This window comes from Kitasatospora sp. NPDC048407, assembly GCF_043200475.1.
In the GTDB taxonomy this organism is placed as follows: Bacteria; Actinomycetota; Actinomycetes; order Streptomycetales; family Streptomycetaceae; genus Kitasatospora.
Genome location: NZ_JBICXW010000038.1, coordinates 26,018 through 43,800, shown reverse-complemented (window position 1 = coordinate 43,800; position 17,783 = coordinate 26,018). Strand labels below are relative to the sequence as shown.

At 72.2% G+C, this 17,783-nt stretch carries 18 protein-coding genes; 7 read left to right on the top strand and 11 right to left on the bottom strand.

All coding sequences use genetic code 11. From position 1 onward, the window contains the following. Together ACGFWJ_RS35460 and ACGFWJ_RS35455 are read right to left on the bottom strand one after the other, a co-directional pair. Positions 1-422 (bottom strand): arginine deiminase family protein (locus ACGFWJ_RS35460; protein ID WP_392956822.1); only part of this gene is annotated, 422 nt, incomplete at its 3' end. Positions 423-515: 93 nt separating this feature from the next. Beyond that, entirely contained in the window at positions 516-1,862 is a 1,347-nt protein-coding gene (locus ACGFWJ_RS35455; protein ID WP_392956825.1) for an APC family permease, read from the bottom strand. A gap of 1,026 nt (positions 1,863-2,888) precedes the next feature. Here ACGFWJ_RS35455 and ACGFWJ_RS35450 point away from each other — a divergent pair. Further along, positions 2,889-3,590: a response regulator gene (locus tag ACGFWJ_RS35450; RefSeq protein ID WP_392956820.1), complete on the top strand. Its 702-nt coding sequence runs from the start codon at positions 2,889-2,891 to the stop codon at positions 3,588-3,590. A gap of 95 nt (positions 3,591-3,685) precedes the next feature. Here ACGFWJ_RS35450 and ACGFWJ_RS35445 read toward each other — a convergent pair whose 3' ends face one another. The 6 genes from ACGFWJ_RS35445 to ACGFWJ_RS35420 all read right to left on the bottom strand — a co-directional run bounded on the left by ACGFWJ_RS35445 (position 3,686) and on the right by ACGFWJ_RS35420 (position 9,432). Next, positions 3,686-4,858, bottom strand: a complete 1,173-nt coding sequence (locus tag ACGFWJ_RS35445; protein WP_392956818.1) for a PAS domain S-box protein — start codon at positions 4,856-4,858, stop codon at positions 3,686-3,688. A gap of 16 nt (positions 4,859-4,874) precedes the next feature. Then, positions 4,875-5,888, bottom strand: coding sequence for a SpoIIE family protein phosphatase (locus ACGFWJ_RS35440; protein WP_392956817.1), 1,014 nt, complete (start codon positions 5,886-5,888; stop codon positions 4,875-4,877). A 13-nt stretch (positions 5,889-5,901) separates the two neighbouring features. After that, positions 5,902-6,330, bottom strand: coding sequence for an anti-sigma regulatory factor (locus tag ACGFWJ_RS35435; RefSeq protein ID WP_387649044.1), 429 nt, complete (start codon positions 6,328-6,330; stop codon positions 5,902-5,904). Further along, positions 6,327-6,689 carry an STAS domain-containing protein gene (locus tag ACGFWJ_RS35430; RefSeq protein WP_392956824.1) on the bottom strand — a complete coding sequence of 121 codons (363 nt, stop codon included), beginning with the start codon at positions 6,687-6,689 and terminating at the stop codon, positions 6,327-6,329. The genes ACGFWJ_RS35435 and ACGFWJ_RS35430 overlap by 4 nt, the downstream gene beginning before the upstream one ends. 20 nt (positions 6,690-6,709) lie before the next feature. Further along, complete coding sequence (locus tag ACGFWJ_RS35425) at positions 6,710-7,888, bottom strand: PAS domain S-box protein (RefSeq protein WP_392956816.1); 1,179 nt, start codon at positions 7,886-7,888, stop codon at positions 6,710-6,712. A gap of 365 nt (positions 7,889-8,253) precedes the next feature. After that, the gene (locus ACGFWJ_RS35420; RefSeq protein ID WP_392956823.1) at positions 8,254-9,432 is read right to left on the bottom strand and encodes a GDSL-type esterase/lipase family protein; all 1,179 of its coding nucleotides are present in this window, start codon (positions 9,430-9,432) and stop codon (positions 8,254-8,256) included. A 383-nt stretch (positions 9,433-9,815) separates the two neighbouring features. Here ACGFWJ_RS35420 and ACGFWJ_RS35415 point away from each other — a divergent pair, with 383 nt between their 5' ends. Together ACGFWJ_RS35415 and ACGFWJ_RS35410 are read left to right on the top strand one after the other, a co-directional pair. After that, positions 9,816-10,370: a hypothetical protein gene (locus ACGFWJ_RS35415; protein ID WP_392956814.1), complete on the top strand. Its 555-nt coding sequence runs from the start codon at positions 9,816-9,818 to the stop codon at positions 10,368-10,370. A 51-nt stretch (positions 10,371-10,421) separates the two neighbouring features. Continuing rightward, positions 10,422-10,928, top strand: a complete 507-nt coding sequence (locus tag ACGFWJ_RS35410) for an EF-hand domain-containing protein (protein WP_392956813.1) — start codon at positions 10,422-10,424, stop codon at positions 10,926-10,928. A 94-nt stretch (positions 10,929-11,022) separates the two neighbouring features. On the opposite strand, the gene ACGFWJ_RS35405 is transcribed toward ACGFWJ_RS35410, so the two are convergent. Together ACGFWJ_RS35405 and ACGFWJ_RS35400 are read right to left on the bottom strand one after the other, a co-directional pair. Further along, positions 11,023-11,664: a restriction endonuclease gene (locus ACGFWJ_RS35405; RefSeq protein ID WP_392956812.1), complete on the bottom strand. Its 642-nt coding sequence runs from the start codon at positions 11,662-11,664 to the stop codon at positions 11,023-11,025. A gap of 164 nt (positions 11,665-11,828) precedes the next feature. Beyond that, entirely contained in the window at positions 11,829-12,260 is a 432-nt protein-coding gene (locus ACGFWJ_RS35400) for a hypothetical protein (RefSeq protein ID WP_392956810.1), read from the bottom strand. 319 nt (positions 12,261-12,579) lie between these two features. Here ACGFWJ_RS35400 and ACGFWJ_RS35395 point away from each other — a divergent pair, with 319 nt between their 5' ends. Together ACGFWJ_RS35395 and ACGFWJ_RS35390 are read left to right on the top strand one after the other, a co-directional pair. Further along, positions 12,580-13,371 (top strand): MerR family transcriptional regulator, encoded by a 792-nt coding sequence (locus tag ACGFWJ_RS35395; RefSeq protein WP_392956808.1) that lies wholly within the window; start codon positions 12,580-12,582, stop codon positions 13,369-13,371. 7 nt (positions 13,372-13,378) lie between these two features. Next, complete coding sequence (locus ACGFWJ_RS35390; protein WP_392956806.1) at positions 13,379-14,584, top strand: glycosyltransferase; 1,206 nt, start codon at positions 13,379-13,381, stop codon at positions 14,582-14,584. A gap of 117 nt (positions 14,585-14,701) precedes the next feature. Here ACGFWJ_RS35390 and ACGFWJ_RS35385 read toward each other — a convergent pair whose 3' ends face one another. Then, positions 14,702-15,064, bottom strand: coding sequence for a hypothetical protein (locus ACGFWJ_RS35385; RefSeq protein ID WP_387649027.1), 363 nt, complete (start codon positions 15,062-15,064; stop codon positions 14,702-14,704). A gap of 219 nt (positions 15,065-15,283) precedes the next feature. On the opposite strand from ACGFWJ_RS35385, the gene ACGFWJ_RS35380 reads away from it, so the two are divergent. Together ACGFWJ_RS35380 and ACGFWJ_RS35375 are read left to right on the top strand one after the other, a co-directional pair. Beyond that, on the top strand, positions 15,284-16,588 hold the full coding sequence (locus ACGFWJ_RS35380; RefSeq protein ID WP_392956805.1) for a globin domain-containing protein: 1,305 nt from the start codon (positions 15,284-15,286) through the stop codon (positions 16,586-16,588). A 233-nt stretch (positions 16,589-16,821) separates the two neighbouring features. After that, positions 16,822-17,235 carry a hypothetical protein gene (locus ACGFWJ_RS35375; protein ID WP_392956803.1) on the top strand — a complete coding sequence of 138 codons (414 nt, stop codon included), beginning with the start codon at positions 16,822-16,824 and terminating at the stop codon, positions 17,233-17,235. Positions 17,236-17,783: the final 548 nt, after the last annotated feature.

Below are 17,783 nucleotides of genomic sequence, written 5' to 3'. Positions count from 1 at the left end.
AGGGTGTGCCAGTGCAGGCTGTGCGGGTTGTGCAGGGGGAGGTCGTTCTTGAGGACGCCGCCGATCAGGTACTCGGCGAGTGTGGCGCCGTCGAGTTGTTCGCACAGGTCGCGGACCGGTTCGACCAGGGCCGGGCCGACGAGGGCGGGGGCGGCGACCCGGTCGAGGAGCCAGGCGCGGGCCGGGGGAAGGTCGAGGGTCTTGGCGAGCAGGTCGGTGTAGTGGTGCACGCGCACGCCGTGGTCGCGCAGCACCTGGGCGAAGGCGTCGTGCTCCTCCCGGGCGCGCTTGGCCCACAGGATGTCGTCGAACAGCAGCTCGTCGACGTTGCCCGGGGTCAGCCGGGCCAGCTCCAGGCCCGGTCGGTGCAGGATCACCTGGTGCAGGCGGCCGGCCTCGGAATCGACACGAAGGGTGGACATGAGGGTTCTCCCGGGGGTTCGGTGCGGGTGACGCGCGGTCAGGGCGCGGCGCAGGACGGTGGGCAGGCCGGGCGGCCGGGCGGTGAGGGCCGCCTACGGCAGCAACGGCGCCTCGGCAGGGCCGGTCTTGGCGGCCGGGCCGGGCAGGGCGGCGGGGTCGGCCTCGGCGGCGGTGCCTTGGGTCGGGTGCGGGCGCTTCACCCAGATGTAGGCGGGGATGCCGAGCAGGATGGTGAACAGGCCGTAGTAGACGGTCTGGTAGCCGCTGCCCTGGATCGACCAGTAGGAGAAGGCGAGGGCGAGCACCGTGATGGTGATGTCCTTGATCAGCCGCCGCCGGTCGAGCTGCTTGCGGTCGTGCTGCACCAGCCAGTAGAGCTGGGCGGCCGCCGAGATCAGGTACGGGATCACCGCGGTCAGCACGCTCAGCAGCACGATCTCGGTGAACACCTTGGTGAAGCGGGTGTAGCTGACCACGGTCAGGAGCGAGGCGAGCACGGTAGCCGAGATGATGCCGAAGGCCGGCACCTCGCCGCGCCCCTTGGTGCCGGCGAACACGGGCGGGAAGAGGCCGTCGCGGGCCGCCGCCATCGGCATCTCCGCGCAGATCATCGTCCAGCCGTTGAGCGCGCCGACCCCGGAGATGATCGCCGCGGCGGCGACCAGGTTGCCGGCCCAGTGGCCGCCCGCGATGTTGTTCATGGCGTCGGTGAACGGTGCGCTGGAGGAGGCGAGTTGGTCGTGCGGCACGGTGCCAAAGACGGCCAGGGTGCCGAGCAGGTAGATCGCGGCGCAGGCCAGCGTGCCGTATATCGTCGCCCTGGGCACGTTGCGCCGCGGGTCGCGCACCCGGCCGGCCGCCACCGAGGCGGTCTCCAGGCCGATGTAGCTGAACAGCGCGATCGCCCCGGCCGCCGAGATCGCGCCCAGCGCCGAACCGCCACTGGCGTTGAAGGCCCCGAAGTTGCCGGACTTCACGAACAGCAGCCCGGCGGTGGCCATGAACGCCAGCGGCAGGAACTTCAGCACCGTGGTGACCACCTGGAAGGCGCCGATGTTGCGCACCCCGGTCAGGTTGACGATCGCCGGCACCCACAGGCCGATCAGCGCGATCGCTGTCGACGTCCAGGTGTGGTGGCCCTTGTTGACGAACACCTCGACGTAGCCGACCCAGGCGACTGCGATCGCCGCATTGCCGGCCCAGGCGGTGATCCAGTAGGACCAGGCGGTCAGGAAGCCGGCGAACTCGCCGAACGCCTCCCGGGCGTAGACATACGGACCGCCACTGCCCGGCACCCGCTCGGTCAGCCGCCCGAAGGTGACGGCCAGCGCCAGCGCCCCGATGGTCACCAGCACGAACGCGACCAGCGCGATCGGCCCGTAGGGCGCGAGGGCCGACGGCAGGGCGAAGACCCCGGTCCCGATGATGCTACCGACCACCAGCGCAGTCGCCGCAGGCAGCCCGAAGGTCTTGTTCCCCTGCGCGGGTGGCTCGGCTGCTGGTCTTGCACGGTCGGGCGCGGACATGATCTGACTCCTTGGGCGATGGGCTGGGAGGACGGGACGGGACGCGGTGAGGGTTTGTCGTCCGCCGATAAAGATCTTCGATCGGCGAGGCGAAGCGACCCAGGGACCTACGGGCCCTGATCGTGCCGCCACCGGTCCCAGCCGCAACGGCCTGAGGGCCCCGGTTCCCGACCGGCAGCTGCTGTGACAGGTCTCGAACCGAAGGGCCGCCACCTGCTGGTTCGCCCGTGCCACACCCCGTCGAGGGCCTGTCCCACCTGCGCGCTCAGCCGGTCCGGGGCCCGTGGCCCTTGCTGCGGACCCGTCGGTCCCTGTCAGGCGGGTGCCGGGGGCGCGAGAGCAGCGGGGCGGTCGGCAACCACAGGACGCCGCTTCACCCCGGCACTTGAGAGGGAGGAGGCCGCGGACCACCCGGGCGTCCGCGAGATCGTGGCAGGCCTGGACGCGCGCCAACCGGACGATGCGGCCGGACTGACGTCATCACCCGCGCCCTCATCACCGCGGCCGCCGTCGCGCTCTCGTTCCACAACGCCCGACCCTGGCTGTTCCGCCTCGATGCAGCCAGCCGCGGCGCCACCTGCACGTCGTCTCCCAATACGCGCTGGGGACCGCCGATTCCGACAGCCGGGCAGTACCTCTCTCGGCCGCTGCCGCGGTATGCAACGTCCCGCAGCCGTCATCCAGCTGGGACGGAACCGGTCGTTCGACGGCTGCCCCGTCCCGAGGCCCCAACCTGGTCGCCGGCGTCCGCCTTGGCGGACAGCCCCGGGCCGCCTGCGGCAATCGGCAGGCGTCACCGCGTGGCGACTCACATCCCGGCTACGTCACCCCGAGGCGAGTGGGGCAGTCCCGTCATCTCAGACGATCTTCAGCTATGACAGGCCATCGGGGTAGATTGTTCTGTCCGCTGCGGGAGCGGGCACGGCACATGGAGATGACATGGCGGACAACGTGGCAGGTCAGACGAAGGCCCCGGTGAAGGTGTTCCTGTTGGATGACCACGAAGTGGTCCGCCGCGGCGTCCACGACCTGCTGGACGCCGAGCCCGATCTGACCGTGGTCGGCGAGGCCGGCACCGTCGCGCAGGCGCTGGCCCGGGTGCCGGCGCTCCGCCCCGATGTGGCGATCCTCGACATGCGGTTGCCGGACGGCAACGGGGTGACGGTCTGCCGGGAGCTGCGTTCCCAAATGCCTGAGCTGGCCTGCCTGATCCTGACGTCGTTCGATGACGAGGAGGGCCTGCTCGACTCGATCCTGGCCGGCGCCTCGGGCTATGTTCTGAAGCAGGTCAGCGGCACCGACCTGGTCTCCGCCGTGCGCACCGTCGCCTCCGGGCAGTCCATGCTGGACCCGGGCGCCGCCACCCGACTGATGGCCCGGCTGCGCGCCGACGCCGCCCCCGAGCCGTCCAACGTGCCCCAACTCACCGACCGCGAACGGGAGATCCTCGCGCTGATCGGCGAGGGCCTGACCAACCGGCAGATCGGCCAGCGCCTCTACCTCGCCGAGAAGACCGTGAAGAACCACATCTCCCGGCTACTGGCCAAGCTCGGCGTCGAGCGGCGCGTCCAGGCCGCCATCATTGCCACCCAGACCCTCGCCGGCCCCGGCCACCACCACAATGCGGGCCGCCCGGCCTAGTGAACCACGCCCGTGCGACGGCTGGCGGCGCGAGCTGGGCGACCTGGGCGACCGGCACATCGTCAGCGAGTGCCGGTCGCGTCAGGGACTTCCGGTCAGTTGTGACTGCCGCTGAGGGGGACGATCCATTCGAGAACGGTGCCGGCCGGCTGATTCGCGACGAGGGTGAAGGTGCCGCCCAGTTCCTCGGCACGCGAGCGCAGGTTGGCCAGTCCGCTGCGGCGCGTGACGGCCGGGTCGATGCCCTGGCCGTTGTCGCTCACTCGCAGGCACAGATCCGCGGCGGTGACTTCCACACTGACGTCGACAGCGGTGGCGTGGGCGTGCCGGGCCGCGTTGGAAAGGGCCTCGCCCAGCACGGCCAGCAGTTGGTCGGCGAACTCGGTGGACACGTCGGTGTCCAGGAGGCCGGTCATCCGCAGCGCCGGGGCGAAGCCGAGCGCCTCGGTGGCCCGCTCGATGGTTGCCACCAGTCGCGAGCGCAGACCCTTGCCGTCCCTGTCCTGCTTCTGCTCGCGCAGGGCGTAGATCATGGAGCGGATGACCCGGATGGTGTCGTCCAGGTCGTCTCTGACCCGCCGGACCCGCTTGTGCACCTGCGGCCGGTCGGCAAGCAGGCCCAGGGTGGACTCCAGTGTCAAGGCGCCGCCGAACAGCCGCTGGATGACGAGGTCGTGCATGTCGCGGGCAATACGGTCGCGATCCCCCTGTACCTCGCGTTCGGCACGGGCGGCGGCCAGCTCGGCCTGGGCGGCGAGCTGCGCGGTGATGTCCCGTGCCACGGTGGAGAAGCCGATCAACGTGCCGTCGGCGCCGGACATCGCCGAGACGGTGACGGCCACATCGACCTCGGTGCCGTCCGATCGGCGCCACCGGGTCTCGTGCGGCTCCGCGCGTCCACCGGCGCGGATCTCCGCCACTGCGGCGTGGAGAGCGTCCATCGCCCCAGCGGGCAGGAGTACGCCCGCCGACTGCCCGACGATCTGCTGCTCGGTATGGCCGAACAGGCGTTGAGCGCCCGGGTTCCAGGTCTGGACGAGGTGGGTGGGCGCAGGATCGACGCAGATCATGGCGTCGTTCGAAGATGTCACGATGGCCGCGAGCCGGGACGCCGCGCGCTGGGCCGCCTCGAGTTCGGTGTGCAGCGCGATCAGGCCCCGGTTGGTGTCGTCGAGCTCCTGGCGCAGGTCGGCGATCAGCTCCGCGCCGTCGGCGGGCTGGGGGTCGCGGAGCTCTCCGATGGCCAACTGTCCTCCGTCGTCTGTCATATGCCGGGAATCATCATCATGGCATGCCGCTGCGATCGCGGACTACGAGCACGGTGGCGTCGTCAGAGGGCCGTGCGTGGTCGCGGTGCACGACGGCGGCGATGATCGCCGGGTGGTGCTCCAGCAGGCGGGGGTGGTCTTCCAGGTTCCAGCCGGAGCGGATCCCGTCGGACGTCAGCACCAGGGTCGAGCCGGGTTCCCAGCGGCAGTGCTGGAGGTGTGTGCGCGGAACGGGGAGATGGGTACCGAGGGTGCCCGGGCGGTCCAGTAGATGGACCGAGCGGTGACCGTTGGTGATGATCCGTCCGGTGATGTTGCCGACCGCCGCGTAGCTGAGCTCGCCGTTCGCAGGGTCGATGACGCACGCGCCCAGGACACCGCCCCGGGTGGCGCGCATCGCCTGGTGGGCTCGCCGGATGAAGTCGTCGAGGGCGGTGACCGGGCCGTGCTCGAACGTGGTGATCGCGGCGCTGGCCGCCAAGGCAGCACCGGCGCCGTGGCCGAGGCCGTCGACGACCAGGGCGGTCAGCCGCTCGCCAGGCGTGACCGACCACGCGTCTCCGGACTCGCCGTCACCGCCCAGCGGGACATTGACTCCGCCGAAACGCCAATGCCCTGCCGTGCCTGAGGGGTTGGCGCCCAGCCGGGCGTAGACGACCGTGCCTCCCCGGGTGGAGTACCAGTCGAACTCGGCGGAGTTGCGCCGCACGACGCCCAACCCGGCGTTCAGACCGCCACGACGATTCGAGGACGGCACCAGGTCCACCGGGGGAGTGAGGGACGCCGCTGTCATTCCCGGGCCGCGGTCGACAGAGATGAGCTCGATCCCGTTCGCGGTCTTGCGGGCCAGCACGTATCCCCCGGGGTGGGCGTGCCTCACGAGGTTGGTGCCGAGCTCGGTTGCCACCAACTCGGCCACGCCCGTAGGAAGGCCGTGCTGGCCGACTGCCATCCGGGCGACCGCCCGGCGCAGGGCACCCACGTCCTCCTCCGCCTCGATTGCATGGAGGCGGTGTTCGTTCTCGCTCATTGCCGCACCCCTGTTACCGCTGCCACTTCACGATCACCACGGTCGTGCCCGAGTCGGCGTCCGATGTGAGGGTCAGGTCGTCCACCAGCCGTCGCGACCCCGGCAGGCCCAGGCCCAGGCTGCCCTTGGTGCTGAAGCCGTCGGTCATCGCCGCCTCGATGTCGGCGATGCCCGGACCGTCGTCGGCGAAGGTGACTCGCACTCCCCGGCGCCCCTGCTCGTACACCTGCTCGGCACGGATCCGGCCGCGGCCCCCGGTGGCGTAGTTGAGGATGTTACGAGCCAGCTCGCTTCCGGCCGTGATCAGTTTGGTCGCGTCGACCAGGCCCAGACCCACCGCCTCGGCCTCGGCACGCAGGACCTTGCGGACCCGGATCAGATCGGCCTCATGGGCGATCGCGAAGACGGCCGGCTCCGCGTCCGTCGTGGTGTTCCAGGTCACGGCCGGACCGCGCCGTTCTCGCCGCGGCGCAGCCGCTGCAGCAGTGCCAGGCCCTGCTCGGCGTTGAGCGCCGTGTCCAAATGGCCCATCGGGACACCCAGTTCCACCAGTGTGATGGCCACCGCGGGCTGAATTCCCACGATCGCGGCTTGGGCTCCCAGTAGCCGGATCATCGCCACGATTCGCGCCAGCACCCGTGCGATGAACGAATCGACCATGGTCAGCCGGCTCACATCGATCAACATCCCGGACGCACCGGTGCGCGCGACCTCCCGGGTGAGCTGCTCCTCGATCTGGACCACGGTCGTGTCGTCCAGGTCGCCCTGCAACGCCACCAGCAGCGTGTCACCGATCCGCATCACCGGTACGACGTCGTCGCTCACAGCGAACCCCCCATGGACAGCGCCCGGGTGGCGGTCTCGGCGGTCCCGGCCCGCTCGGCCAGCAGCGCCAGCGCCAGTTGCAACGCGTCCTGCAACGTGTTGCGCGACCGCAGGCGACCCATGTCGATGCCCAGGTGCACCATGGACTGCGCGGTCTCCGGCCGCACCCCGCTCAGAATGCTCACCGCCCCCATCAGCGCAGCCGCCTGGACGGTCTTCAGCAGATGCTGAGCCACCTGGGTGTCGATGGTGGGCACCCCGCTGATGTCCAGGATCGCCACCTCCGCCTGAGTCTGGGCGATCTTCTCCAGCAGGCCCTCGGTCAGCCGGGTGGCTCGCAGGGTGTCCAAGGTCCCGATGATCGGCAACGCGAGTACCTTGTCCCACACCTGGATCACCGGCGTGGACAGCTCCAGGATCTCGTCGCGTTGGCGCTGCAGCCGCTGCTCGGTCTCCCTGCGCTCGGTGACATCGCGGATCGCTGCGGCGACCAGCAGACCATCGGCCGTCTCGAGCGGGCTCAGGCTGATCTCGAGGGGGAACTCCGTGCCGTCCCTGCGCATTCCGGACAGCTGGAGTCCCGCGCCCATCGGCCGCAGCCGGGGGCCGGTGAGGAAGCCGTTGCGGTGGCCCACGTGGCGGTCGCGGTACCGCGGCGGTACCAGCACCTCTATCTCCCGGCCGACCAGTTCCCCGCGATCGAAGCCGAACAGCGTCTCGGTCTGCCGGTTGACCAGTACGATGCGCCCGTCCGGGCCGACGATCACCATGGCGTCCGGGGCCGACTCCAGCAGACCGTGGAACAGCGACTCGGCCCGCGCACTTTCAGTGACATCCCGCAGGGCCAGGACGAAGCCGGTCACCGCGCCCTCTTCGCCCAGAACCGGCGTCAGAGCGACCCTGGCCAGGAAACGCTCGCCCCCCTTGCGGATCCGCCAGCCTTCGAAACTCCACCGGCGCTCTTTTCGCGCCGCGGCCAGTTCCTGCTCCAGCAGTCCGGCGTCGCGGTCCTCCGCGGTGTGCAGCACCGACACCGACCGCCCCACCATCTCGGCGCCGGTGTAACCCGTCATCGACGCGGCAGCGCGGCTCCAGCGAACCACCTGCCCACTTGGGCTGATCTTGATCAAAGCCTGATCGGTGACCGCGTCCAGCATGGACTCGAGCTCACGCACAGTCGCCTGGGGCTCCTGCTCACCTATCGATGGCGTCGTCGTCATAGCCGGCCCCATCTCCCCTCTCATACGGCCCGGGTCGGGCATCCACGGGCGACGTTGCGGTTCCGTCCGCGCTGATGCTACCGGGCGGACCCAGCATGCCGACGACCGACCACCGCGTCCCTGCTCGGCAGTCGGCCGCTGCTCCAACGGGCACCGGGTCGCACCGGGTCACCGGGCCGTGAGGTGGCGGACGAGCAGCTCAACGCCCTCCGGGTCGAGGGTGGCGACCCGCCAGGCCGGCGATCAGGTCGGTGGCGGTGCGGGCCGTCTCCTGCCGGTGGCTGGGAGCTCGGCGGGGAGGGTCGACGTGCGACGGGCAGTCACCCCCGTTCCCCCGCCGGGGCGCTCTCACCGGTCCCCGGCCGGAACGGGCCATCGGTGGCGAAGGCGTGGGCGGCGAAGCGTTCGCCCATGCGGCGGTAGGCGGCGGCGGAGGGGTGCAGGCCGTCGGGGAGGTCGGCCGTCTCGGTGGGGCCGAGCAGGTCGCGGCCGTCGAGGTGGTGCAGGTGAGGGTCGTGTGCCTGACGGAGTGCGACGATCCTTGCCAGCTCGTCGCGGACCACCTGCAACGACAGTGCCCCGCAGGCCAGTTCGGCCGGGTCGCCCAGTGCGGTGACCTTTCCGTCGCGGCCCGTCGTGGTCGGGCCGGGGTGGGTCTCGAGTGCGGGGCAGCTGACCGGGGAGATCACCAGCAGCGGGGTGTCGGGGTGCCCGTCCCGGATGGTGTCGAGGAATCCGTGGACGGCCGGGCCGAACGTCCGTAGCCGGAAGGTGGCCAGGCCCACGATGTTGATGCCCGTTTTGATGCTGATCAGGTCGGCGGGCAGGTCGCGGATGGTCCGGGCGACGTAGGGGTCCAGCATGTCGTTGCCGGGCTGGCTGAGGTTGGTGACCTCCACGCCCCCGAGCGCCGCCGCCACCACGGGCCAGGTGCCGGTGGGGCCGTCGGCCTCGAGGCAGTGGCTGATGGAACTTCCGTGGTGCACCCACCGGCGACGACCGTCGGGCAGCGGCGCCAGGACCTCGCCGTCGGCCCGCAGCGCCACCAGTTCGGTGGGGGTCTGCTGCGGCAGCCAGAGTTCGACGTTCTTCATCCCGGCCGGCAGCCCGGCGAAGCGCGCCGTCCCAGGTTCTCCCGGGATCAGCCGCGGCGCTGCCCCAGGGGCCGCCATCCGCCACACGTTCCCCAACGGTGCTCGTCGGCGACCCAACAGCACACCGTCCACCGTCAGTTCGAGCATCCCGGTCGGCCGCGGGCGGGGGTCGCTGTCGAGCTGCCCGGTGGAGGTGAGGACCACGAACTCCAGCACCCGCGCATCGGTGCGGAACACCAGCCGCACCCCCGACGGCATCAGCGTGCCCCCGTAGACCGACGGGTCCTGGTACTGCTCCTTCGTCCAGGCCGGCAACCGTCGCGGCATCACCCCCGCCGCCGTCGCCTCCAGGTCCAGCGCGCCCCGTACCTCCACCGGCCCGCCCGCCAGCGGGTACTCCCGCATCGTCACTGCCACCCCTCCTCGCCTCGGCCCCGTCCGGCCGGGCGGGTGCCCGGCCGGAGCCATCTGGCCCCTCCCCGAACCTAGCGACCCGAGTTGGAGATTTCGTGCTGATGGGACGGGAGTACTGGTCCAATGATCGGGGCCCGCGGGGATGATCCCCGGTGCGACCCGCAGCGGCCGCCCCCGTCCGGCTGCTCCCCCGGGGCCCGGCCGAAGCGTGGGACCGCGGCCGTCGTCGAGCGCCGCACGTGCAGTGTGCTGCCCGGTACCCGCCGGCCCCTCGGTTCATCCGTGCGGCGGAACACCCGAAACCGGTGCTCCTGAAGCTCGTTGTCCTACGGATCCATCACCACCCGAACCGGGACAAACGGGAGAGCACCCTCATGAAGACCGCTTTCCGCGGCACCCTGCTGGCCTCCGCCCCACTGCTCGCCACGCTGCCGCTGATCGTCGACACCTCCGCCCGCGCCTACTCCGCCACACCCACCACCGATGCCACGTGCGTCCTCCGCGGCCACGGGGTCTTCACCGGCGCCGTCGATGCCGGCGGCACCAACCTTCCGGTCCCCGACACACTGGCGATGACGGGGACCGTGACCTGCGTGGATCCCGCCGGCGCGCCCGTGGCCTCCGGCACCTTCGAACGGACCGTCACCATGCCGGCCACGGAGTGCACCGGCGACGAGCACGGGGACACCTCCACCACGACCGTCCACTGGAGCGACAAGACCACCTCCACCTTCAAGTTCGACAAGACCGACGTCGTGAAGGTGAACGGCACCGCCTCACTGGTCGTCAGCGGCGAAGTCACCGGCGACAGCGCGGAGTTCGCGGGCGACACCCTCAAGGCGGTGGGCACCAGCTACGGCGCCGGCTGCGGCACCCCGGCCGGCGAAACCGCGCTCGACTCGACGCTCGTGCTCCGCCTCACCCACTGAACCGACTCCTGAACGACCCCTCGACGCCCGCACCACGAAGGACGACCCGACATGCTCCCGGCCCAACTCACCAGCCCCAAGGCCCGCGTCTACGCGATGCTCGACACCGACGGCGACGGAACCGCCTCCCGGCACGACTACTTCGTCCGCATCGAACGAGCCCGCCGGGCCACCGGCCGGACGCCGGACGACCCCCTGGTCCTCGCCGCCCTCGCGGCGGGCGAACGCGCCTGGGCCGCGATGGACGCCAACGGCGACGGCGTCATGACCTTCGCCGAGTACGACGCCTGGGTGGACGCGGACAAGTTCGACCACGTCTGCCGCCACGCCCTCGCCGCCCTGTTCGACCTCGCCGACGCGGACCAGGACGGCGCCCTGCGACGCTCCGAGTTCACGGCGCTCCGCGAGGCCCTCGGCAACCGGCCCGACCACGCCGACGCCGCCTTCGACGCCCTGGACACCGACGCGGACGGCCTGGTCGGCCGCGACGAGTACCTGGCCTCGATCCGCGCCTACGTCACCGGCGACGGCTCCCCCATGGGCGACTCCCTGTACTGACCGCCCTCCCCCGGCACGTTCGGCGCCGGCGGACGACCACGGAAGGCAGCCGCCGGAGCGCGGCGGGCTGGTCGACCCGGTCCGGGCGGAGGGATCAGCCCCACGGCGGTCGGCTGGTTCCTTCCGCCCACAGCGCCAGGGCCCGGCGGTCAACAGCGCGGATCCCGACCTGGGCACAGAACGCGGCGGCGGCCTTGGTGAAGGTGCTGGTCGTGACGACCAGTGCGAGGTCGCAGCGGTGGACATCACGGTAGGTGCCGTTGACCTTCTGCACGTCCTGGGAGCCGACAAGCGTCTTCGGCCCGTACCGCTTGGCCTGGATGAGGATTCGCTGCCCGGCCGGGGTGGTGGCCAGGACGTCGGCGGCAAGGTCGCCGGCGCCGCCGACGACGGTGACCTCGGTGCAGCCGTCGCGCCGGCACAGCACCGCCAGCGCGTGCTCGAACTCCTTCGGACCCATCGACAGGAACGCCCCGATGTGCCGCAGTTGCGCGACCTGCCCCTCGTGCTCCCGCCTCGACGCCGCCACCCGGCCGCGCACCACCACCACCGCGACGGCCAGGGCGACGGCGAGCAGGCAGAGCAGGAGCATCAGGTGGTGGAGGAGCCAGCCGAGCAGGAGCACGGCCAGAACGACCGCGGCGGTCGTCAGGGTGAACAGGACGATGCCGTGGTTGCGGGCCTGCGCGCGGCGGGCTGCACTGCGACGGCGGCGACGGGCGGGCCTGCGTGCCACGATGCTCCCCCTCCGGACCAGGCTGCTGGCGGTGATCGTAAGGGGGTGGCGGCTTCCTGCGGTCGGATTCAGGCCCAACCGGCCGGGAGTGCAGGTGGGTTGGCCGGATCGAGGCGGTCAGCGGCCGAACGGCCGGCGACGGAAGCCGCTCGGGCGACGGACCGTCAGTTCTGCTCGGCGCGTGAGAGCGCCGGGAGCAGGTGGACCATCCACGGCAGCGCGACGCCGAGGAACAGCACGCAGGAGGACTCGCCCAGCGCGGGGAACCAGCCCCAGCCGAACTCAGGGCCCTGCTGCTGATGCCAGGCATGGTGGTGCAGCACGACCGTCAGCACACCGACGGGGACCAGCAGCAGCCGCTGGCGGACGGCGAAAGCGGCGAGGGCCGGCAGGACCGCGGTCACGGCCCAGGCCTCCACGGGCCCGAATCCCGTGGCACGAAGGCCGGGGGCGAGCCCGGCGACGAGGCAGGCCCACACCGCCGCCGCTGCCGCGGTGGCGATGCCGGTTGCCAGCCAGGCCCAGATACCGCGGTGCGGCCGATCGGTGGGAGCGGTGGGAGCAGTGGGAGCGGTGGGAGCGGGGTAGGTGGTCACGGCCGGACCGTACCGGCCGCTGCCCCGTCACCGGCCGCGCCGCGCGCCCGGCTCGCCCGACCGAGCTACACGGCTTCGGAGTCGGGGACGACACACCGGTGCGGAGGACGCGGATCGTGGCTGGCCCGCCACGCTCCTGAACGCGGGTACGTCACCGGCCTGCACCGCAGCCGCGCACCCTCCGGAACGGGCTTGCGGGGCCGACGGGTTGGCGTGCGACCAGTACGGCCCCCGAGCCAGGTGACCTGCGGCGACCGGCCCGGGTTGACCCTCTCCTGGCGTCAGGGTTCAGCATGGGGGTGCGCGAGAGGAGACGGGTGTGACTGAGCGAGGCGCGAGCTATTCGGTGGGGCAGGTGGCGGGATTCGCGGGGATAACGGTGCGGACTTTGCACTATTACGACCGGGAAGGATTGCTCTCGCCGAGTGAGCGGAGTGCGGCAGGATATCGGCTGTACAACGACCGGGATTTGGCGCGGCTCCAGCAGATTCTGTTCTACCGGGAGCTCGACTTCCCGGTGGAGGAGATCCGCAGCATCCTGACCGACCCGCAAGCCACCGCGCTCGGCCCGCTGCGCGAACGGCACCGTCAACTCAATGAACAGATAGCCAAGTTGCAGCGAATGGTGGAAGTCGCCGAGCAGGCCATCGAGATGGAACGGACGGGCGTGCGGCTCTCGCCGGAGGAGCGGTTCGACATCTTCGGTGAGGTTCGCTGGGATCTGAGCTATGCGACGGACGCGCAGCTGAAGTGGGCGGACAGTGCGCGGCAGCGGGAGTCGATGGAGCGGGCGGCCCGGCACAGCAAGGAGGACTGGCGGCAGCTGATGGCCGAATCGGCCGCGTGGCGGCGGGAGTTGATCGTCGCGTTCGAGGACGGCCAGCCGGCCGGGGGTGAGCGGGCGATGGATCTCGCGGAGCAGCACCGGGCGCATGTGGAGCGGTGGTTCACGCCGTGTCCGCCGGAGTCGCACCGGATGATCGCGGACGACTACCTGACCGATCCGCGGGCGTTCGCGATGCTCGTCCCGCCGTCCGAGCAGCTGCCCGGGCTGGCGCAGTTCCTGCACGCCGCGATCGAGGCCAACGCCCGTCGCATCATTGAGGGTTGAAGCACAGATGCGCATTCTGATCACGGCGGCGGGTTCGCACGGCGACGTCGCACCGTACACGGGGCTCGGCGTCCGGCTGGCGGAGGCGGGGCACGAGGTCGCGCTGGCGACGCACGACAACTACCGGACGATGGTGGAGGGGTGCGGGCTGGAGTTCCGGCCGCTGCCGGGTGACCCCCAGGGCGGGCAGGGCCGGGGTGGGATGCTGCGCCGGGCGAAGGAGTTCGTCGGGGAGCTCGGGCGCGGGATCGCGGAGGTGGCGGAGCCGGGGGCGGACGTGCTGCTGCTGTCCACGTCGACGGCGCCGCTGGGGTGGCACGTGGCGGAGGCGCTGGGGGCGGCCAGTGCGGGCGTGTACCTCCAACCGGTGGAGCCCACGGGGGAGTTCGGGCCGGTGGTGGGCGGCACCAGGTCGCTCGGACGGTGGGGGAACCGGGCGGCGGGACGGGCCGCGCTGGGGGTGGTCGACCGGCTGCACCGGGACGCCGTGGCGGAGCTGCGGGCCCGGCTCGACCTGCCGCCGCTCTCCGGGGCGGCGATGCGCCGCAGGCTGGTCCGCGAGCAGTGGCCGGCGCTGCACGGGTTCAGCACCGCGCTGGTCCGCCGCCCGGCGGACTGGCGGCCGGGGTTGGAGGTGGTGGGCAACTGGTGGCCGGCCCCCACCGGTGAACTCCCTTCCGCAGTAGAGGAGTTCCTCGCGGCCGGCCCGGCCCCGGTGTTCATCGGATTCGGCAGCATGGGCGCGGGCCAGGGCGAGCGCCTGGGCCGCCTCGCGGTGGAGGCGCTGCGCACGGCGGGCCGGCGGGGCATCCTCCAGGCCGGCTGGGCGGGCCTGACGGCGGACGCGGACGACGTCCTCACGGTGGGCCGGCTCGACCACGCCGCGCTCTTCCCCCGGATGGCGGCCGTCGTCCACCACGCGGGCGCGGGCACCGCAGCGGCGACGCTCCGCGCCGGAGCACCCTCGGTCCCCGTCCCGGTGACGGCCGATCAGCCGTTCTGGGCCCGCCGGTTGACGGCGATCGGCGCCGCGGTGGCCCCGATCCCGTTCGCCGGTCTCACGGCGGACCGCCTCGCCGCCGCGATCCGCCTGGCGGTCACCGAACCCTCCCACCGGGAACACGCGGCAACGGCAGCCGACCGGATGGCGAAGGAGGACGGCGCGGCCCGCGCGGTCGACCTGGTCGCCCGACTGGCCCGAGCCGCCGCCTGAACGTGCCCCCGGTGACCCGGCAGAAGACACCGGGGGCGGGACGGAATCCGGCCCGGCAGGACGCCTCAATTCACCACCGCGGGACGGACGTTCACGGCGGGGCCGAGCGGGTCGTGCTCAGGCGTCGGAGTAGCTGAGGTCTCCGACCGACCAGGCGCTGATGTCGCCGATCGCGATGCGGTACATGCCGCCGGTGTGCGGGAGGCCGAAGTCGCCCTGGAGGATCCTCGCGCGGTGCAAGTGGAGGTGGGTGGGGCGGGCCGGCGGGGCTTCGGCGGGTGGGGCGAAGAGGGCGGCAAAGGGCTTCAGGTGGTCGGAGGCCTGGAGGACGTCGGCCACGCGTTCCCACCACAGGGCCACAGGGGCGAGCCTGCCGGTGATCACGGCGCCGGGGACGACCACCGTGAGGGACATCTGGTTGCTGTGCTCGGATTCGACCATCGCGGCGATCTCGACGAGCAGCCCATCGGGGTTCGACATGCTGTCCAGCGTAGGACACCCCCGAGCCCCCGGGCCGAACCGCCCGCCACCGCCACCGCCCCACAGCCCACCCCACGGCCCGCCGCACCGTCCGCGGCGAGCCCGTCGACAACCCCTCGACAGCAGGCATCGCACCAGGTCAAGGGCCGAACGTCCCTCCTCCGGGCGGCCGAACAGTCCATGATCAACTCATCTTCGCGGGTGGTTAACCTGACGTTCATGGAGTACACCAGCAGCGGCGCTCCGCGCACCGCCACCCCCACCCCCACCCCCATCGGCTCCTACGACGAGGACGCTTTCAGCCCGGAGTACGATCGCCTGCTCGCCCGCCACCACGCGATGCGATTGCGCCGCAGCATCCTCTCCCCGACCGGACAGTCATCCGGCCCGCGGCGGCCGGCGGTGCAGCTTCCGGAGCCCGGGGACCGGGACCTGATCGTGAGCCACCTGGCGCCGCTGCTGCCGTTCGACGCGTTGATCGAGGTGCTGTACGACGCGATGTTCGTCCGGCGGCCGTTCCTGCGGCGGCTGTTCCCGGAGTCGATGGAGTTCCAGCGCCAGCACCTGGGGCACATGTTCCAGCACCTGATCGACCACCTCGACCGTCCCGTCGAACTCGACGCCAGGCTGCGGGCGCTGGGCGCGGACCACCGCAAGCTCGGGGTGTGGCCGGCACACTACGAGGCGTTCGAGGAGTCGCTGATCACCGCGCTGCGGGTGCGCGGCGGGCGCGCCTGGACGGTGCAGGTCGAGGAGGCCTGGACGCGGATGCTGCGGTTCGCGGTGGCGGCGATGGTCGCGGGCGCGGAGGGCGCGGCCACCGAGCCGCCGTTCTGGCACGGCGAGGTGGTCGGGCACGAGCGGCGCCGCCCGGACCTGGCGGTGCTGCGGGTGCGCACCGGCGAGCCGTACCCGTACCGGGCGGGGCAGTACGCGGCGCTGGAGTCGCCGTTGCTGCCGCACAGTTGGCGGCCGTACTCGGTGGCGTGCGCGCCGCGCGAGGACCGGGTGCTGGAGTTCCACGTCCGCCGGACCTCGCCGGGCGGGCTGAGCGCGGCACTGGTGGAGGGCACGAATGTCGGCGACCAGGTCCGGGTGGGGCCGCCGCGCGGCTCGCTCTCGCTCGACTTCGACGGGGCGGACCTGCACGGCGACGTGCTGATGGTCGGCGGCGGGACGGGCCTGGCGCCGATGAAGGCGCTGGCGGAGGAGTTCGCGGCGGCACACCGGGCCCGCGGCCGCCGGGTGCGGCTGGTGGTCGCGGCGCGCGGCCGGGAGGAGCTGTACGACTGGCCGTCGCTGGTCGAACTCGCCGCCAACCGTTCCTGGTTGGAGCTGACGCCGGTGCTCGGCCCGGACCTGGAGGGACTGGCGGCCATGCTCCGCGGCCACCAGAGCGTGCCGGGGCTGGCGCTGCTCAGCGGCCCGCCGCGGATGGTCGCCGTGGCGCGTTCGCTGCTGCTGGACGCGGGTGTCCCGGACGAGCGGATCCGCTACGACGGGGTGACCCGCGCCGAGCACTGACGGCCCGGGGCGGCCGGAAGGCGGTCCAAAGGCGGCCCAAAGACGGCCCATTGGCGGCCCATTGGCGGGTCGGCCCGCCGTCAGGCCCCGGCGGACGGGGCCGTTCGGCCCTTCCCCCGCCGTTTCCGACTTGGGGACAGTGACACCCAGGTCAACAGGTCAGCGTTGTCTGTGTCCGGCCCGCATTCGGCGGGCCGGTCGGGTTGGGCGTGGGTGCCCGGAGAGGCCGAGCGATGGAAACCGACGAGGTCATGCTGGCTGTCCGACTCACCACCCAGGACCGGACGCTGCTACGGCGTCTGGCACACGGACACCGCGGCGACGTGTCCGAGGTGGTGTCGGACGCCCTGCTGGACGTACTGCCCTCCGTACTCACCGGCGGTACGCCCCAACTCGCCGACGAGCTGCGGCGGTTCGCGCCCTGCGCGGTGACGGTGTGGCTGCCGCCGGAGCTGGCCGAGCTGCTGCCCGCGCTGGCCGACCGGATGACGGAGCTGAGCGGCGTCCGCCCGCGCACCCCGTGCGAGGCGCTGGGCGCGGCGGTCCGGCTGTGGCTGCGTCAGGACCCGGCGCTGCTGATGGCCGGCCTGCGCACGCTGCACGGCGCGGACGCCCGCCACAGCCACCACCACCCCGTCGCGGCCTGACGGCCCGTCCACCCTCCTGCGGCGCACAGTCCGCACCCCTGCGCACCCAACGGGCGTCCCTGCGGCGCCCGTTCGCGTCCCCGCAGCACCACCCGGCGCCCCTCCCGCGTCCCCTCGACGCCCCGTCCGCGTCCCCTCAACGCCCCGTCCGCGCCCCCCTCGACGCCCCGTCCGCGTCCCCGCTGTGCCGATGGCGCCGCACATTCGCGCCCGCCCGGCCCCTGAGCTGGTGGTACCTGGTGGTACCTGGTGGTCCGTCAGTCCCTCCCGCCCCCGGGCCGTTCGGCTCGGAGGGGCCCGTGGACCGGGGACGTCGGGCCGCCAGGGGCGGGACCATCGGCCCTGGGGCCCGGACCCGCCCACGAACGAGCATGGAGCGCCGCCGCTCGGCGAAGGTGCTCCACTCCCCGGAAGCACCCCGCGGACCGGGTGGTCCGGCATTGCGCCGCCGCCCGGTCGCGGGCGTCGCGTCGTCCGTCTCCTGTCATGGCGGGTGACGGCCCGTCGGGCGGCGGCGCCACCAGGTTCGGCAAGGACGAAGGAGGGCG

What these genes read in the sequence shown, in the direction of transcription:
- ACGFWJ_RS35450 (WP_392956820.1), top strand. Translation starts at nt 2,889, where the DNA reads ATGGCGGACAACGTGGCAGGTCAGACGAAGGCCCCGGTGAAGGTGTTC.
- ACGFWJ_RS35445 (WP_392956818.1), bottom strand. Translation starts at nt 4,858, where the DNA reads ATGACAGACGACGGAGGACAGTTGGCCATCGGAGAGCTCCGCGACCCC.
- ACGFWJ_RS35440 (WP_392956817.1), bottom strand. Translation starts at nt 5,888, where the DNA reads ATGAGCGAGAACGAACACCGCCTCCATGCAATCGAGGCGGAGGAGGAC.
- ACGFWJ_RS35430 (WP_392956824.1), bottom strand. Translation starts at nt 6,689, where the DNA reads ATGCGGATCGGTGACACGCTGCTGGTGGCGTTGCAGGGCGACCTGGAC.
- ACGFWJ_RS35420 (WP_392956823.1), bottom strand. Translation starts at nt 9,432, where the DNA reads ATGCGGGAGTACCCGCTGGCGGGCGGGCCGGTGGAGGTACGGGGCGCG.
- ACGFWJ_RS35415 (WP_392956814.1), top strand. Translation starts at nt 9,816, where the DNA reads ATGAAGACCGCTTTCCGCGGCACCCTGCTGGCCTCCGCCCCACTGCTC.
- ACGFWJ_RS35410 (WP_392956813.1), top strand. Translation starts at nt 10,422, where the DNA reads ATGCTCCCGGCCCAACTCACCAGCCCCAAGGCCCGCGTCTACGCGATG.
- ACGFWJ_RS35390 (WP_392956806.1), top strand. Translation starts at nt 13,379, where the DNA reads ATGCGCATTCTGATCACGGCGGCGGGTTCGCACGGCGACGTCGCACCG.
- ACGFWJ_RS35385 (WP_387649027.1), bottom strand. Translation starts at nt 15,064, where the DNA reads ATGTCGAACCCCGATGGGCTGCTCGTCGAGATCGCCGCGATGGTCGAA.
- ACGFWJ_RS35380 (WP_392956805.1), top strand. Translation starts at nt 15,284, where the DNA reads ATGGAGTACACCAGCAGCGGCGCTCCGCGCACCGCCACCCCCACCCCC.
- ACGFWJ_RS35375 (WP_392956803.1), top strand. Translation starts at nt 16,822, where the DNA reads ATGGAAACCGACGAGGTCATGCTGGCTGTCCGACTCACCACCCAGGAC.